This is a genomic window from Streptomyces sp. NPDC096013 (genome assembly GCF_044763565.1).
In the GTDB taxonomy this organism is placed as follows: domain Bacteria; phylum Actinomycetota; class Actinomycetes; order Streptomycetales; family Streptomycetaceae; genus Streptomyces.
In genome coordinates, this window is sequence record NZ_JBIWGK010000002.1 from 507,740 (window position 1) to 524,481 (window position 16,742).

The 16,742-nt window shown below is 69.9% G+C and carries 14 protein-coding genes; 8 read left to right on the forward strand and 6 right to left on the reverse strand.

All coding sequences use genetic code 11. The features are described from left to right. Positions 1–43 precede the first annotated feature (43 nt). The 5 genes from lspA to ACIRB1_RS09790 all read left to right on the forward strand — a co-directional run bounded on the left by lspA (position 44) and on the right by ACIRB1_RS09790 (position 4,710). Complete coding sequence (gene lspA, locus ACIRB1_RS09770; RefSeq protein ID WP_328831986.1) at positions 44–622, forward strand: signal peptidase II; 579 nt, start codon at positions 44–46, stop codon at positions 620–622. 76 nt (positions 623–698) lie between these two features. Next, positions 699–1,643: an RluA family pseudouridine synthase gene (locus ACIRB1_RS09775; protein ID WP_033284519.1), complete on the forward strand. Its 945-nt coding sequence runs from the start codon at positions 699–701 to the stop codon at positions 1,641–1,643. Then, complete coding sequence (locus ACIRB1_RS09780; RefSeq protein ID WP_403465175.1) at positions 1,640–2,122, forward strand: GNAT family N-acetyltransferase; 483 nt, start codon at positions 1,640–1,642, stop codon at positions 2,120–2,122. The genes ACIRB1_RS09775 and ACIRB1_RS09780 overlap by 4 nt, the downstream gene beginning before the upstream one ends. Positions 2,123–2,251: 129 nt before the next feature. Beyond that, positions 2,252–3,838 (forward strand): Na+/H+ antiporter, encoded by a 1,587-nt coding sequence (locus ACIRB1_RS09785; protein WP_352183694.1) that lies wholly within the window; start codon positions 2,252–2,254, stop codon positions 3,836–3,838. A 131-nt stretch (positions 3,839–3,969) separates the two neighbouring features. Next, positions 3,970–4,710 carry an SDR family NAD(P)-dependent oxidoreductase gene (locus ACIRB1_RS09790; protein WP_403465176.1) on the forward strand — a complete coding sequence of 247 codons (741 nt, stop codon included), beginning with the start codon at positions 3,970–3,972 and terminating at the stop codon, positions 4,708–4,710. 21 nt (positions 4,711–4,731) lie between these two features. On the opposite strand, the gene ACIRB1_RS09795 is transcribed toward ACIRB1_RS09790, so the two are convergent. Then, the gene (locus ACIRB1_RS09795) at positions 4,732–5,841 is read right to left on the reverse strand and encodes a mechanosensitive ion channel domain-containing protein (RefSeq protein ID WP_352183696.1); all 1,110 of its coding nucleotides are present in this window, start codon (positions 5,839–5,841) and stop codon (positions 4,732–4,734) included. 29 nt (positions 5,842–5,870) lie between these two features. On the opposite strand from ACIRB1_RS09795, the gene ACIRB1_RS09800 reads away from it, so the two are divergent. Next, positions 5,871–6,440, forward strand: a complete 570-nt coding sequence (locus ACIRB1_RS09800; RefSeq protein WP_352183697.1) for a dienelactone hydrolase family protein — start codon at positions 5,871–5,873, stop codon at positions 6,438–6,440. 1 nt (position 6,441) lies between these two features. Here ACIRB1_RS09800 and ACIRB1_RS09805 read toward each other — a convergent pair whose 3' ends face one another. The 4 genes from ACIRB1_RS09805 to ACIRB1_RS09820 form a co-directional block, all read right to left on the reverse strand. After that, entirely contained in the window at positions 6,442–8,103 is a 1,662-nt protein-coding gene (locus tag ACIRB1_RS09805; RefSeq protein ID WP_403465177.1) for an alkaline phosphatase D family protein, read from the reverse strand. 79 nt (positions 8,104–8,182) lie between these two features. Next, positions 8,183–9,001: a DsbA family protein gene (locus ACIRB1_RS09810; RefSeq protein WP_403465178.1), complete on the reverse strand. Its 819-nt coding sequence runs from the start codon at positions 8,999–9,001 to the stop codon at positions 8,183–8,185. Positions 9,002–9,086: 85 nt separating this feature from the next. Next, complete coding sequence (locus ACIRB1_RS09815; RefSeq protein WP_352183700.1) at positions 9,087–9,776, reverse strand: hypothetical protein; 690 nt, start codon at positions 9,774–9,776, stop codon at positions 9,087–9,089. Between the two features lie 67 nt (positions 9,777–9,843). Further along, positions 9,844–11,169 carry a DUF2252 domain-containing protein gene (locus tag ACIRB1_RS09820; protein ID WP_403465179.1) on the reverse strand — a complete coding sequence of 442 codons (1,326 nt, stop codon included), beginning with the start codon at positions 11,167–11,169 and terminating at the stop codon, positions 9,844–9,846. Positions 11,170–11,459: 290 nt separating this feature from the next. Here ACIRB1_RS09820 and dnaE point away from each other — a divergent pair, with 290 nt between their 5' ends. Continuing rightward, positions 11,460–14,999: a DNA polymerase III subunit alpha gene (gene dnaE / locus ACIRB1_RS09825; protein WP_352183702.1), complete on the forward strand. Its 3,540-nt coding sequence runs from the start codon at positions 11,460–11,462 to the stop codon at positions 14,997–14,999. Between the two features lie 85 nt (positions 15,000–15,084). Here the strand turns inward: dnaE and ACIRB1_RS09830 are convergent, their stop codons facing one another. Next, on the reverse strand, positions 15,085–15,255 hold the full coding sequence (locus tag ACIRB1_RS09830) for a hypothetical protein (protein WP_352183703.1): 171 nt from the start codon (positions 15,253–15,255) through the stop codon (positions 15,085–15,087). Between the two features lie 223 nt (positions 15,256–15,478). Between ACIRB1_RS09830 and ACIRB1_RS09835 the strand changes: the two genes are divergently transcribed. Beyond that, complete coding sequence (locus ACIRB1_RS09835; protein WP_352183704.1) at positions 15,479–16,702, forward strand: NYN domain-containing protein; 1,224 nt, start codon at positions 15,479–15,481, stop codon at positions 16,700–16,702. Positions 16,703–16,742: the final 40 nt, after the last annotated feature.

Here is a 16,742-nt window from a genome sequence, read left to right on the forward strand (position 1 = left end):
CGTACCCTCATCCTGAGTTAGGTACCTAGGCTGAGGGACTCACGTGGCAGAGGCGGAGCGCATCATCGGTACGCCGGATACCCCAGAGGCGGCGGGGGCCGAGCCGGAGCAGGGTGGCGCCGCGTCGCCCCCCAGGGGCAGGCGCCGGATCGCCGTGCTGTTCGCGGTGGCCGCGTTCGCGTACACCCTCGACCTGGTCAGCAAGCTGCTCGTGGTCGCCAAGCTGGAGCACCACGCGCCGATCGAGGTCTTCGGGGACTGGCTGGAGTTCCACGCGATCCGCAACCCCGGCGCCGCCTTCGGGTTCGGCGCGGCCTTCACGGTCATCTTCACGATGATCGCGGCCGCCGTGATCGTGGTGATCGCCCGGCTGGCCCGCAAGCTCTACAGCCTGCCGTGGGCGATCGCGCTCGGCCTGCTGCTGGGCGGTGCGCTCGGCAACCTCACCGACCGGATCTTCCGCTCGCCCGGAATCTTCCAGGGCGAGGTCGTCGACTTCATCGCGCCCAAGGGCTTCGCCGTCTTCAACCTCGCCGACTCGGCGATCGTGTGCGGCGGCATCCTGATCGTGCTGCTCTCCTTCCGCGGCCTGGACCCGGACGGCACCGTCCACAAGGACTGACCGCACGGGCCGCTGTCCGGGCCGCCGTACGGGCTTCGGTAAGGCGGTGTCGGACCCGTCCGGCATACTCGACCGGGTGAGCACAGTTCCCGAGATCCGAAACCTGCCCGTGCCCGACGGCCTGGAGGGCGAGCGTGTCGACGCCGCCATCTCCCGCATGTTCGGCTTCTCCCGTACGAAGGCCGCCGAGCTGGCCGCGGCGGGGAAGGTCACGGTCGACGGCTCGGTGGTCGGGAAGTCCGAGCGTGTGCACGGCGGGGCGTGGCTCGAGGTCGAGATGCCGCAGGCGCCCGCGCCCGTGCAGATCGTCGCCGAGCCGGTCGAGGGCATGGAGATCGTCTACGACGACGACGACGTGATCGTGATCGTCAAGCCGGTCGGCGTCGCCGCTCACCCCAGCCCCGGCTGGACCGGGACCACGGTCATCGGCGGGCTGGCCGCCGCCGGGTACCGCATCTCGACGTCCGGTGCCGCCGAGCGCCAGGGCATCGTGCACCGCCTTGACGTCGGCACGTCCGGCCTGATGGTCGTGGCGAAGTCGGAGCGGGCGTACACCTCCTTGAAGCGCCAGTTCAAGGAGCGCACGGTGGACAAGCGCTACCACACGCTGGTCCAGGGCCACCCCGACCCGACCAGCGGCACCATCGACGCCCCCATCGGCCGCCACCCGAACCACGACTACAAGTGGGCGGTCACCGCCGAGGGCAAGCCGTCGGTCACGCACTACGACCTCATCGAGGCGTTCCGCGCGGCCTCCCTGCTCGATGTGAAGCTGGAGACCGGCCGCACCCACCAGATCCGCGTGCACATGGCGGCCCACCGCCACCCGTGCGTGGGCGACCTGACCTACGGCGCCGACCCGACGCTCGCCAAGCGGCTGCGCCTGACCCGCCAGTGGCTGCACGCGGTACGGCTCGGCTTCGAGCACCCGGCGGACGGCCAGTGGGTCGAGTTCGAGAGCGGCTACCCGGACGACCTCCAGCAGGCCCTGGACCTGGTGCGCGAGGAGACGTACGCATGAGTCCGACGCCCTACGTGGTGCGTGTCGCCGAGGACCCGGCCGACCGCGAGGCCTGCTTCGCGGTGCGCAAGGAGGTCTTCGTCGTCGAGCAGGGCGTGGCCCAGGAGATCGAGTACGACGCGTACGACGCCGTGGCGACGCATGTGCTGGCCGTGCGGGAGGACGGGATGCCGCTCGGGACCGGGCGGTTGCTGCACGGCGAGGCCGCCGCGGCGAAGACCGGCGGGGACCTGGGCGTGGGGTCCCTGGGGCGGTTGGCTGTGAGCAAGGAGGCGCGGGGGCTCGGGGTCGGGGTCGCGCTGGTGCGGGCCATCGAGGACGCGGCACGCGCGCGTGGGCTGGCCGCCGTGGACCTGCACGCGCAGACGCACGCCCTCGGGTTCTACGAGCGGCTCGGGTACGAGGCGTACGGGCCGGAGTTCCCGGACGCCGGTATTCCGCACCGGGCGATGCGGAAGACGCTGACACCGGCCGTGTGAGCAGGGCCGCATGCGCGGTCCGCGAGGGGCTCGGTATCCGACAGGCGTCGAAAGTGCTGGTCGGGCGGGCGGCGTGGCAGGCTTGAGCGTCCGCTAGTTGAACGTCGAGATCCCGCCGGAGCCCTGACCGTGGATCAATTGGCCCTCCTCTTCGTCCTGTTGCTCGGGGCCGTGGTGAGCGTCCCGCTGGGGGACCGGTTCGGTCTGCCGGCGCCGGTGCTCATGACGCTCCTCGGGATGGTCCTCGCGGTGGCCGACTTCGTGCCGAACGTGAACGTCCCGCCCGAGCTGATCCTGCCCCTGCTGCTGCCACCGCTGCTCTACGCGGCCGTCCGGCGCACCTCCTGGCGGCAGTTCACCGCGAACATCCGGCCCATCTTCCTGCTGGCCGTGGCCCTGGTGTTCGTCACCACCCTCGCCGTGGCCGCCGTCGCGAGCGCGATCGTGCCCGGGCTGCCGATAGCGGCCGCCGTGGCGCTCGGCGCGCTGGTGGCGCCGCCCGACCCGGTCGCCGCGACCGCCGTCGCCGGGCAGCTCGGGCTGCCGCGCCGGCTGGTGTCGATCCTGGAGGGCGAGGGCCTGTTCAACGACGTCACGGCCATCGTGCTCTACCACGTCGCGATCGCCGCCGCCGTCAGTGGGAGCTTCGATTTCTGGCGTGCCGGGCTCGACTTCGTGCTGTCCGCCGTCGTCGCCGTGGTGGTCGGCGTGGCCCTGGGCTGGGCCACGAACAAGCTGATGTCGGCCCTCGACGACGCGACCCTTCAGATCGGTCTGACGCTGCTGGTGCCGTACGCCTCGTACGTCCTGGCCGACGAACTGCACGGCTCCGGGGTGCTCGCCGTGCTCACCACCGCGCTGTTCCTCGCCGAGTACTCCCTGGGCGCCGACGACGTGCTGACCCGGCTCGCCGGGGCGACCGTGTGGGACGTCGTGGACACGCTGGTCACCGGGGTCGCGTTCGGGCTGATCGGGCTCGAACTGCACAACGCGATCCGTACGGCGTCCGGGCGGTGGGGCGAGATGCTCGGCTGGGCCGCCGCGATCGTCGGGGTCGTGGTCGTCGTACGGCTGGCGTGGTTGCTGCCGGCGACCTGGCTGACGAAACGGCTGCACGCCAAACGGGACTACGACGAGGAGATCCCGACGTCCTGGCGGGAGACCGTGATCATGTGGTGGGCCGGGATGCGCGGGGTGGCGTCCGTGGCCCTGGCGCTGGCGATTCCGCTGACCATGGACGACGGGTCGCCGTTCCCGGACCGGGACGAGATCGTGTTCATCGCGTTCGGGGTGATCATGGCGACGCTGGTGTTGCAGGGGCTCACCTTGCCGTGGCTGGTGAAGCGGCTGGGGGTGCGGGCCGACACCGACAGCGAGAAGGCGTTCGAGAAGGAGCTGGCGGTGCGGGCGGCGAAGGCCGCGAAGCGGCGGCTGCGGGAGATCGAGGACGTCGAGGAACTGCCGGAGGAGGTGTCCGAGCAGTTGTTGCGGCGGGCGTTCGACATCGGGGTGCGGATCTCTCCCGAGGTGGGGGACGGGGAGCGGCGGGAGGCGTACGAGAAGCGGGTGAAGCGGGTGAAGCGGATGCGGCGCATCCAGGGGGAGATGCTGAGTGCGGCCCGCCATGAGGTGCTGGCGGCGCGGAGTGAGCCGGGGGCCGATCCGGAGATCGTGGACCGGGTGCTGCGGCACCTCGACGTCCGCAGTCTGAGGTGAGTCACCCGCCCGTGCACCGCCTGTTCACGGGCGGTGGAGAGGTGCTCCGCTCCCGTGGGGGCCGGGGCGCCGTCGGCGGCCATCGGTCGAATGGCTCGTCGTCGCCCGCACCCTCTTTGTAGGCTCGCGCCATGGTTCGCAACGTGGTGATCAGTGGTGGCGGTACGGGAATCGGGCTCGCCGCGGCGCATGCCTTCGCGGCAGACGGAGATCGGGTGCTGCTGCTCGGGCGGCGGCGCGAGGTGCTGGAGAAGGCCGCGGTGCCGGGGGCGCTGACCTACGCCGGGGATCTGAGTGATCCCGAAGCCGTGCGCGGGGTAGCGCGGTTCGTCGCCGAGGAGTTCGGGACCGTGGACGTGCTGGTGCACGGCGCGGGCGGCACGGGGGCGCTGGAGCCGGGGAGCGCGAGCAGCGATCCGCTGGACCGGGTCGCGCACGACTGGACGGTCAACTTCCGGATCAACACCCTGAGCGCCGCGCTGCTCACCGAGGCGCTGCGGACGCGGCTCGCGGAACCGGGCGGGCGGGTGCTGTTCGTGAGCTCCATCGCCGCGTACCGGGGGTCGGGAAGCGGGGCGTACGGCGGGGCCAAGGCCGCCCTGCATCCGTACGCCCATGATCTGGCCCGGGATCTCGGGCCGCGCGGCATCACCGTGAACGTGGTCGCGCCCGGGTACATCGAGGACACGGAGTTCTTCGGCCCGCGGATCGACCCGGCCCGGCGCGAACGGCTCATCAACGACACGTCCACCGGGCGGGCCGGTACGCCCGGGGACGTCGCCGCGACCCTGCACTGGCTGGCCTCACCGGCTGCCGGGCATGTGACGTCGCAGGTGATCCAGGTCAACGGCGGGGCCGAGCGGGGGCGTTGACGCCCCTCACCAGCGCCCCCTTCACCCCCGGTCACGCCCCGGAGGCTCATGCGCCGTCCGGCCCCTGCCCGCACCGTTGGGTGACGGACCGTCCGCGGGGACCGGGGCCGCGTCCGCCGTGTTCACGCGGGGCAGGGCGTAGGGGTGTTCCACGTACAGCCAGCGGATCATCTGTTCGCGGACGGTGACGCGGACCGTCCAGATGTCGTCCGCGTCCTTCGCCGTGACCAGGGCCCGGACCTCCATGGTGTTGGGGGTCGTGTCGGTGACGACGAGGCCGTAGCTGCGGCCGTCCCAGGCGGGGCAGGCGCGGAGGATCTCGCGGAGCTGTTCGCGCATCGCGTCGACCGGGGCCGAGTGGTCGACCTGGAAGTAGACGATGCCGGTCATCTGCGGGGTGCCGCGGGACCAGTTCTCGAACGGCTTGGACGTGAAGTACGACACCGGCATGGTGATCCGGCGCTCGTCCCAGGTCCGTACCGTGAGGAAGGTGAGGGTGATCTCCTCGATCGTGCCCCACTCGCCGTCCACCACCACCGTGTCGCCGATGCGCACCATGTCACCGAAGGCGATCTGGAGCCCCGCGAAGAGGTTGGCGAGAGTGGACTGCGCGGCCACACCGGCGACGATGCCGAGGACACCCGCCGAGGCCAGCAGTGAGGCGCCGGCCGCGCGCATCGCCGGGAACGTCAGCAGCATCGCGGCGATCGCCACCACACCGACGATCGCGGCGACCACCCGCGTGATGAGTGTCACCTGGGTTCTGACCCGGCGGACCCGGGCCGCGTCGCGGGAGGCGCGGGCGTAGCGGGTGTACGACGACTCCACGATCGCCGCCGCGACCCGGATCATCAGCCACGCGGTGGCGCCGATCAGCACCAGGGTGAGGGTCTGGCCGATGCCGACCCGGTGTTCCTTCAGCAGTTGTGCCTGGTCGTAGGAGGCTCTGAGGAAGGCCGCGCAGAGCACCAGGTGGTAGGGCACGCGGCCCCGGCGCAGCAGGCCCCACAGCGTGGTGTCGTCGTGCCGGGCGTCCGCCTTGCGCAGCAGTAGGTCGGTGACCCAGCCGATGAGCAGCGTGAGGACGACGGAGCCGCCTATGACGATCAGCGGGCGCAGTACGTTCTCCATGTGTCCGACCGTACTGGCACGATGGCTTCATGAACATCATGGTCTTCCACTCGACGTACGGTCTGCGGCCGGCCGTGCGCGAGGCCGCCGAGCGGCTGCGCGCGGCGGGCCACGAGGTGTGGACGCCGGACCTCTTCGAGGGGCGTACGTTCGAGACGGTCGAGGAGGGCATGGCCTTCAACGACGGGATCGGCAAGGACGAGCTGCTGAAGCGGGCCGTGCTGGCCGCCGCCCCCTATTCGGAGCGCGGGCTCGTCTACGCCGGGTTCTCGCTCGGCGCGTCCGTCGCGCAGACCCTCGCCCTCGGCGACGAGAAGGCCCGCGGGCTGCTGCTCCTGCACGGCACGTCGGACATCGCGGCCAACGCCTCCGTCGACGATCTGCCGGTCCAGCTGCACGTCGCCGAGCCGGACCAGTTCGAGACCGACGACTGGCTCAGCTCCTGGTACCTCCAGATGGGCAGGGCGGGCGCCGACGTCGAGATCTACCGGTACGCCGGAGCCGGTCACCTGTACACCGACCCCGGCCTCCCGGACTACGACGAGGAGGCCGCCGAGGCCACCTGGCGGGTGGCGCTCGGCTTCCTCGACACGCTGTGACCTAGACCGGGTCGTAGGTCCGTTCCACCTTCTGCGTGCCGCTGCGGGTGCGGTACGACCGCTCCCAGGACGAGGTCGCGGTCGGCGAGGTGCGGTCGGACAGGACGTAGTAGTCCATCTGCGCGCGGTCGGCGGTGATGTCGAGGACGCCGTAGCCGTGGCGGTCCGTGTCGACCCAGTGGACGTGCCGGTTGGCGGCCTGGATGAGGGGCGCGGCGAGCGCGGAGACCGTGCCCTCGGGGACCTTCACCAGGTCGTCGAGGTTGTCGGAGGTGACCGAGGTGATCACGAACTCCGTTGCCGCGGACGGCGACAGCGGGTAGGTGCCAGCGTCCACCGGTACGTCGTTGGCCCAGGACATGTGGATGTCGCCGGTGAGGAACACCGTGTTGCCGATCGCGTTCGAGCGCAGATGGGCGAGGAGTTCACGGCGGTCGTCGGTGTAGCCGTCCCACTGGTCGGTGTTGACGCCTATGCCGTCCTGCGGCAGGTCCAGCAGCTTGGCGAGCGGTTTGAGCAGGTCGGCGGTGAGCGAGCCGATGACGAACGGCGCGATCATCACCGAGTTGCCGACCAGCCGCCACTTGGTGTCTGACGCCTTCAACCCGGCCTTCAGCCAGTCGAGTTGGGCCCGGCCCGTGATCGTACGGTCCGGGTCGTCGACCGCACCGCTGCCCGAACTCGCCTGCTGCGAACGGAAGGAGCGCAGGTCGAGCAGCGAGAGGTCGGCCAGCCTGCCGAAGCGGAGGCGGCGGTAGGTGGTGCCCGCGATCGCGGGGCGGACCGGCATCCACTCGAAGTACGCCTGTTTCGCGGCCGCCTGACGGGCCGTCCAGGTGCCCTCGGCGCCCTCGGTGTGGTTGACCGCGCCGCCCGACCAGGCGTTGTCCGCGAACTCGTGGTCGTCCCAGATCGCGATGACGGGCGCCCTCAGATGCAGCGCCTGGAGGTCGGGGTCGGTCTTGTATCTGCCGTGCCGGGTGCGGTAGTCGGCGAGCGTGATGATCTCGTTCAGGGGCGCGTGCGGCCGTACGACCGTGCCGCGCGTCCCGTACTCGCCGGACTTGTACTCGTAGATGTAGTCCCCGAGATGCAGCCACGCGTCCAGGTCGCCGCGGGCGGCGAGATGGCGGTACGACGAGAAGTAGCCGGCCTCCCAGTTGGCGCAGGTGACGACGCCGAAGCGCAGGCCCGTGACGTTCGCGTCCGCCGCCGGCGCGGTGCGGGTGCGCGCCGTGGGGGAGTCGGTGCCGCCCGCCGAGAAGCGGAAGTAGTAGTCGGTGGCCGGTTCCAGGCCGCGGATGTCGGCCTTGACGGTGTGGTCGGAGGCGGCGCTCGCCGTGAGGGAGCCCCGGGAGACGACGTTCGTGAACGCCTTGTCCCTGGCGACGGTCCAGCTCACCTCGGTGTCCGGGCCGAGCCCCGAACCCGGGACCGCCTCGGCGGTGGGCGTCACCCGGGTCCACAGCAGGATGCCGTCCGGGAGCGGGTCCCCGGAGGCGACGCCGTGCAGGAAGGCGGGCGTCTGGGTGGCGGCTCCCGCGGGCAGCGCGGCGACGAGCGGGCCGGCCAGGACGGCGGTGGCGGCCGCCGCCTTGACGACCGTACGGCGGCGCGGGGAGGGCGGGTTGACACCCTCGGTTGCTCTGTATCGACTGGTCACGAGCGATCAGGTTACTGATCAGTATTGACGAGAGCGGGCGAACTCGTAAAGTTCGCCCGCTCTTCCACCGCTCGTTGGCTCAGCCCTTGAGCGCCGCGTCCACGACCCGGGTGAAGTCGGCCACCGTCATGGGCGGGTTGCCCGAGGAGTCGGCGGTGAGCATCTTGCCGTTCATGACGAAGCTCGGGGTGCCCGTCACGCCGTCCTTGTTTTTGTCGAAGGTCTTCGACATGGCCATCGCCCAGGCGTCGTAGGTGCCCTTCTTGACGGCGGTCTGGAACGCCGTGTTGCCCTTCAGCGCGGAGACCGTGTTCGCGACCTTGATCAGGTAGCTGTCGTCCTTGAACTTGTCGGTCGTCTCCTCCGGGTGGTACTTCGTCGAGTACAGCGCGGACTTGTACTCCAGGAACGCGGTGGGGCTGACGTTCAGCGCGGCGCCCAGGGCGCTCAGCGCGTTCTTCGAGCCCACGCCGTTGTCGTGGTTGTCGATGAACGTGCCGCCGATGTACTGGATCTTGTACTTGCCGTCGTCGACGTCCTTCACGAGGGTCGAGCCCACGGTCTGCTCGAACTGGGCGCAGACCGGGCAGCGCGGGTCCTCGTACTCCTTGAGCGTCTTCTTCGCGCTCGCCTTGCCGATGATCACCGTCGTGCCCTTGGTGCCCGAGGTGTTCGCCGGAGCGGTGACCTTGGCGTCCTTCAGGCCCTCCCAGTAACTGGGCTTGTTGTTCTGGACGACGGCGTAGCCTATGCCGCCGGCTATCGCGAGGACACCGACGACCGAGCCGGCGACGACGAGTTGCCGCTTGACCTTGGCGCGCTTGGCCTGGCGCTCGCGCTCGGCGCGCAGCCGCTCACGGGCCGCCGACTTCGCCGCTGCGCTGTTCCGCTTGCTCATGTTGGTGATCTCCATAGGGGACGCGTACGTCGTACGCGGAATACGTGTGGGGGACTTATGGGTGCTCAGGTACCTGTGGGGTGTTTCAGACCGCGAGGAGGACCGAGCACGGCGGTCCACGCCGTCCCAGGGAGTGCACCAGCAGCCGCTCACGGGCGGTGGCCGTGCGGTGCGCGGCGCGCGGCAGCCGGCGGACCGGCGCGGTGCGGCGGCCCGTCACCGCGCTGACGGCCAGCAGCAGCGGGCGGAAGCCCACCGCGGTGGCCGCGCGCAGCAGTTCGGAGAGCGCGCGCTCGCCGCGGCGCAGATAGCCGGCGGCCAGCAGCCCGACGCAGAGGTGCGCGCCGAGCAGCAGCCAGGCGGCGGTGGCGTCGGTGTGCGCGAGCAGCGCCGCCGCCGGAGGGGGATCGCCCGTCACCCGCGCCAGCGAGGTGCCCACGCCGCCACCGCTGCACAGCACGTCCAGGCCGACCGCGCGCAGCGGTCCGGCGACCGGGCCGCCCGCCCTGCCGTAGCAGGCGTGCTGGCCGGTGGTGAAGACCGTGTCGGCGGCCAGCTCCAGCGGGATCAGCAGGGCGGCGATCCGGCCGAAGCCGCGCTCGCGGCCCGCCAGCGCGTACGCGATGACGAACACGGCGGCGGCGATCGCCGCCACCGTGCCGAGCGGCAGGGGGACCCGGGACAGCAGCACGTGCGACGCGGTGCTGAGCGTCACGACCAGTGCCGTGAACAGCGCCGCGCGCACGGCCCTGAGCTGGATCCCGGATATGTCCATAGCGGAGGAAGTCTGTCACGTGCTCCGGTAAGGCACCGCTAAAGGGTTCCTGTGAGCGTACGGATGGTTACAGACCCGGAATCCGGCCGTTGCGGAACAGATCGACGAAGGTCTGGTGGTCGGCACGCGCGCGTGCGCCGTAGCTGTGCGCGAAGTCGACGAGCACGCCCGCGAAGCCGTCCTCGTCGGCCGCGATCGCCGCGTCGATGGCCCGCTCCGTGGAGAACGGCACCAGGGACTCGCCGGACTGGTCGTCGGCCGCCGCGTGCATCGTCGCCGTGGCCCGCCCGAGGTCGGCGACGACGGCGGCGATCTCCTCCGGGTCGTCGATGTCGCTCCAGTCCAGGTCCACCGCGTACGGCGACACCTCGGCGACCAGCTGCCCGGTCCCGCCCAGCTCGGTCCAGCCCAGCCACGGGTCAGCGTGCGCCTGGAGGGCGCGCTGCGAGATCACCGTGCGGTGGCCCTCGTGCTGGAAGTAGTCCCGGATCGCCGGGTCCGTGATGTGCCGGGAGACGGCCGGCGTCTGGGCCTGCTTGATGTAGATCACCACATCGTTCTCCAGGGCGTCGCTGTTGCCCTCCAGGAGGATGTTGTACGACGGCAGACCGGCCGAGCCGATGCCGATGCCCCGGCGGCCGACGACGTCCTTCACGCGGTACGAGTCCGGGCGGTCCAGGGAGGACTCGGGGAGCGTCTCCAGGTAGCCGTCGAAGGCCGCGAGGACCTTGTACCGGGTGGCCGCGTCCAGCTCGATGGACCCGCCGCCCGGCGCGAACCGGCGCTCGAAGTCACGGATCTCCGTCATCGAGTCCAGCAGCTCGAAGCGGGTCAGCGAGCGGGCCGTGCGCAGCGCGCCCAGGAGCGGGCCGTCGGCCGTGTCCAGCGTGAACGGCGGCACCTCGTCGCTCTTCGCGCCGGTCGCCAGCGCGTGGATCCGCTCGCGGTACGCGCCCGCGTACACCTGCACCAGCTCGGTGATCTGGTCGTCACCGAGCGCCTTGGCGTACCCGATGAGCGCCACGGAGGCGGCGAAGCGCTTGAGGTCCCAGGTGAAGGGGCCGACGTAGGCCTCGTCGAAGTCGTTCACGTTGAAGACCAGGCGGCCGTTCGAGTCCATGTACGTGCCGAAGTTCTCGGCGTGCAGGTCGCCGTGGATCCACACGCGCGAGGTGCGGTCGTCCAGGTACGGGCCGCCTCGCTTCTCCGCGTCGAGGTCGTGGTAGAAAAGCGCCGCCGTGCCCCGGTAGAACGCGAAGGCCGAGGCCGCCATCTTCCGGAACTTGACACGGAACGCGGCCGGGTCGGCGGCCAGGAGCTCGCCGAAGGCGGTGTCGAAGACGGCAAGGATCTCCTCGCCGCGGTGCTCGTCGTTGAGCTGCGGAACCGACATCGCTCTGTGCCTCCTGGTACGGGTGGGGCGTGACATGTGACGGGTCTGTCGTCACCTTCCAACGCTCGAAGGGACGTGGGAGTGCCCGCCCGCCCGGCACCCGGCCACCGCCCCCCGTCGAGACGCCTCGCGTCACAGTACTCACCTCCGATGTCAGTCCCGAGGCATAGGATTCGGTCTCGTCCCCCCAGACCGTCCGCCGCACTTCGTCGATCGCCCACCCGTCACCCGACCACCACCCCTCAACGAGGCGCTGCGCGCCACAGCACCTATCACCTGGAGGCCAAGCCGTGTCAAAGCCGCCGTTCACGCACCTGCATGTCCACACCCAGTACTCGCTCCTGGACGGTGCCGCGCGGCTCAAGGACATGTTCAACGCGTGCAACGAGATGGGCATGACCCATATCGCGATGTCCGACCACGGCAACCTGCACGGGGCCTACGACTTCTTCCACACGGCCAAGAAGGCGGGCGTCACCCCGATCATCGGCATCGAGGCGTACGTCGCCCCCGAGTCGCGGCGCAACAAACGCAAGATCCAGTGGGGCCAGCCGCACCAGAAGCGAGACGACGTCTCCGGTTCCGGTGGTTACACCCACAAGACGATCTGGGCGGCCAACAAGACGGGCCTGCACAACCTCTTCAAGCTGTCCTCGGACGCGTACGCCGAGGGCTGGCTCCAGAAGTGGCCGCGCATGGACAAGGAGACCATCTCCCAGTGGTCCGAGGGGCTCATCGCCTCCACCGGCTGCCCCTCGGGCGAGCTCCAGACCCGGCTGCGCCTCGGCCAGTACGACGAGGCCCTGAAGGCGGCGGCCGAGTACCAGGACATCTTCGGCAAGGACCGCTACTTCCTGGAGCTGATGGACCACGGCATCGAGATCGAACACCGGGTCCGTGACGGCCTGCTGGACATCGGCAAGAAGCTCGGCATCCCGCCCCTGGTGACGAACGACTCGCACTACACGTACGCCCACGAGTCGGTCGCGCACGACGCCCTGCTCTGCATCCAGACCGGCAAGAACCTCTCCGACCCGGACCGCTTCCGCTTCGACGGCACCGGCTACTACCTGAAGTCCACCGACGAGATGTACGCCGTGGATTCCTCGGACGCCTGGCAGGAGGGCTGCCGCAACACCCTCCTGGTCGCCGAACAGATCGACACCTCCGGCATGTTCGAGGCGAAGAACCTCATGCCGAAGTTCGACATCCCGGACGGGTTCACCGAGGTCACCTGGTTCAAGGAGGAGGTCCGCCGGGGGATGGAGCGGCGCTTCCCGGGCGGCATCCCGGACGACCGCCAGAAGCAGGCGGACTACGAGATGGACGTCATCATCCAGATGGGGTTCCCGGGCTACTTCCTCGTCGTGGCCGACTTCATCATGTGGGCCAAGAACAACGGCATCGCGGTGGGCCCCGGCCGTGGTTCCGCGGCCGGTTCGATCGTCGCGTACGCCATGGGCATCACCGACCTCGACCCCATCCCGCACGGCCTGATCTTCGAGCGGTTCCTCAACCCCGAGCGCGTCTCCATGCCCGATGTCGACATCGACTTCGACGAGCGCCGGCGCGTCGAGGTGATCCGGTACGTGACGGAGAAGTACGGCGCCGACAAGGTCGCCATGATCGGCACCTACGGCAAGATCAAGGCCAAGAACGCCATCAAGGACTCCGCGCGCGTGCTGGGCTACCCGTACGCGATGGGCGACCGGCTCACCAAGGCGATGCCCGCCGACGTCCTCGGCAAGGGCATCGACCTCTCCGGCATCACCGACCCCAAGCACCCCCGCTACGGCGAGGCGGGCGAGATCCGCGGGATGTACGAGAACGAACCGGACGTCAAGAAGGTCATCGACACCGCCAAGGGCGTCGAGGGCCTGGTCCGGCAGATGGGCGTGCACGCGGCCGGCGTCATCATGTCCAGCGAGCCCATTGTCGACCACGCCCCGGTGTGGGTCCGCCACACGGACGGCGTGACCATCACGCAGTGGGACTACCCGCAGTGCGAGTCGCTCGGCCTGCTGAAGATGGACTTCCTGGGCCTGCGCAACCTCACGATCATGGACGACGCCATCAAGATGGTGAAGTCCAACAAGGGCATCGACCTGGAGATGCTCGCCCTCCCGCTGGACGACCCCAAGACCTTCGAACTGCTCTGCCGCGGCGACACGTTGGGTGTCTTCCAGTTCGACGGCGGCCCGATGCGCTCGCTGCTGCGCCAGATGCAGCCCGACAACTTCGAGGACATCTCCGCCGTCTCGGCCCTGTACCGCCCGGGCCCGATGGGCATGAACTCGCACATCAACTACGCCGAGCGCAAGAACGGCCGCCAGGAGATCACGCCGATCCACAAGGAGCTGGAGGAGCCCCTCGAGGAGGTCCTCGCGGTGACCTACGGCCTGATCGTGTACCAGGAGCAGGTGCAGAAGGCCGCCCAGATCGTCGCCGGGTACTCGCTCGGCGAGGCCGACATCCTGCGCCGCGTGATGGGCAAGAAGAAGCCCGACGAGCTGGCGAAGAACTTCACCATCTTCCAGGCCGGCGCCCAGAAGAACGGCTACAGCGACGAGGCGATCCAGGCCCTGTGGGACGTCCTGGTCCCGTTCGCCGGCTACGCCTTCAACAAGGCGCACTCCGCCGCGTACGGCCTGGTCTCGTACTGGACCGCCTACCTGAAGGCCAACTACCCGGCCGAATACATGGCGGCGCTGCTCACCTCGGTCAAGGACGACAAGGACAAGTCCGCGATCTACCTCAACGAGTGCCGCCGCATGAAGATCAAGGTGCTCCCGCCGAACGTCAACGAATCGGTGCACAACTTCGCCGCCCAGGGCGACGACGTGATCCTCTTCGGCCTGGAGGCCGTGCGCAACGTCGGCACGAACGTGGTCGACTCGATCATCAGGTCCCGCAAGGCGAAGGGGAAGTACGCCTCGTTCCCCGACTACCTGGACAAGGTCGAGGCCGCCGCCTGCAACAAGCGGACCACCGAATCCCTCATCAAGGCCGGGGCGTTCGACACCCTGGGCCACACCCGCAAGGGCCTCACCGCGCACTTCGAGCCGATGATCGACAACGTGGTGGCGGTCAAGCGCAAGGAGGCCGAGGGACAGTTCGACCTCTTCGGCGGGATGGGCGAGGAGGACACCAGCGAGCCGGGCTTCGGACTCGACGTGGAGTTCACCACCGACGAGTGGGAGAAGACGTATCTCCTCGCGCAGGAGCGGGAGATGCTCGGTCTCTACGTCTCCGACCACCCGTTGTTCGGCCTGGAGCACGTGCTGTCCGACAAGGCCGACGCGGGCATCGCCCAGCTCACCGGAGGTGAGCACTCGGACGGCGCGGTCGTCACCATCGGCGGCATCATCTCGGGCCTCCAGCGCAAGATGACCAAGCAGGGCAACGCGTGGGCGATCGCCACCGTCGAGGACCTCGCGGGCTCCATCGAGTGCATGTTCTTCCCGGCGACCTACCAGCTGGTGTCGACCCAACTCGTCGAGGACGCCATCGTGTTCGTCAAGGGCCGTCTCGACAAGCGCGAGGACGTGCCGCGGCTGGTCGCGATGGAGCTGATGGTCCCGGACCTGTCGAACGCGGGCACCAACGCGCCCGTGATCCTCACGATCCCGGCGACCAGGGTCACCCCGCCCATGGTCAGCAGGCTCGGTGAGATCCTCAGCCACCACCGGGGCGACAGCGAGGTCCGCATCAAGCTCCAGGGTCCGACCAAGACGACCGTCCTGCGCCTGGACCGGCACCGCGTGAAGCCGGACCCGGCCCTGTTCGGCGACCTGAAGGTGCTGCTCGGCCCGGCCTGCCTGGCCGGCTGAGCGACCGACATGACCGAGGGGCGCATCCGTCGACGGATGCGCCCCTCCGTGCATGCCTGGATCTCAACAAGCGTCAATACAGAGATCAGTTGTGGCCGAAGCGCTTCTCGCGGCTCTTGCGGGCCATGTCGCCCGGAGTCGCCTGGGCTATGCGCTGCTCGGCCTGGTCCTGTGCCGACGACCCGGAATGCTCCGAAGCGCGGTCGGGGGCCGAGGACTTCTGCTGATCGCGGTTGTTCTTCTTGTTCTTGGCCATGGTGATCTACCTCCTGAAGGGATCTCGGGGCCAGGATCGGGATCAGATTCACATAGGCTGATAGAGATCGCATTTCGGATAATTACGGTCTGTGACAGGGTTGGTAGAGGAGTCGAGTCCGCAAACGCCACGCCGAAGATCGAGTTCGGGCCGTTAACCCCTGTGCGGTCGGGCAGACTCGAAGGAAGCCCGAAGCAAACCGACCGGGAAGAGGGTGAGTCGCGTGGACCGCTGCATCGTCCTGGTGGACGCCGGGTATCTGCTGGGGGCGGCGGCCAGTCTCCTCGCCGGGGAGCCCTCGCGTTCCAGGATCACCGTCGATCACGCCGCCCTCATCCAGGGCCTGCGCGAGCGTGCCGAGTCCGACACCGAACGCCCCCTGCTGCGCATCTACTGGTTCGACGGCGCCCCCGACCGCGTCCCCCAGCCCGAGCACCGCAGGCTGCGCGTGATGCCCCGCGTCACCGTCCGCCTCGGCGCCCTGACCCGCAGCGACGGCCGCTGGGCGCAGAAGGGCGTCGACGCCGCCATGCACGCCGAGCTGACCGAGCTGGCCCGCAACCGCGCCTGCTCCGACGTCGTGCTCGTCACCGGCGACGGCGATCTGCTGCCGGGCATGATGGCCGCCAAGGAGCACGGCGTCGCCGTACACCTGTGGGCCGTGCAGGCCGCCGACGGGGACTACAACCAGTCCGAGGACCTGGTCGCCGAGGCCGACGAGCGGCGGGTGCTGGACCGGACCTGGATCACCAAGGCCGTACGGGCGAAGGACCTCGGCGGGGTGTGCGCGCCGCCGCCCGTGCCGCGGCCGGAGATCGCCGCGATCCTGTCCGCGCCGCTGCCCGAGTCCGCGCCGGCCGGGCGCGAGCGGCCGGCCGAGGAGAGCGAGCACGCGACCGCGGACGCCGGCTCGGAGAACGGCACGCAGGAGCGGGTGCCCGCGCCCAAGGGCGTGCCCACCCCCAAGGACCTGGCCTCCCTGAAGGCCCCCGGCGCGGCTGCGCCCGCGCACCAGCCCACCAGCGCCACCCTGCGCTGGTCCTCCGACAAAGGGTGGGTCGACCGGCCGGGCGGCGCCGCCGAGCCGCCCGAGGTCGCCTCCATGCCGACGCTGGCGCAGCTGACCACCGCCGAGCAGCGCTGGGCCGACCGCGAGGAGGACATCACCACGGTCGGCGGCGACCCCTACGAGGTGGGCCAGGTCTTCGCCCGCCGCTGGATGGGCCGCCTCGGCGACCACGGCAGCCACCTGCAGAAACTGTCCGGGATGTATCCCCGCGTCCCGCACCGCATCGACGGCGAACTGCTGCGCTACGCCGCCCGGTTCGGCCTCCTCGCGCACAAGGACGACCAGATCGACGAGCACGACCGGTACGCGATCCGGGCCGGGTTCTGGCGCGAGATCGACGTACGGACGGCGGCCGAGCACGCCCCCGCGGGGGATTGACGCTCTTTACCGGGGTATTTGCTGTTCTCGACCGACCCGC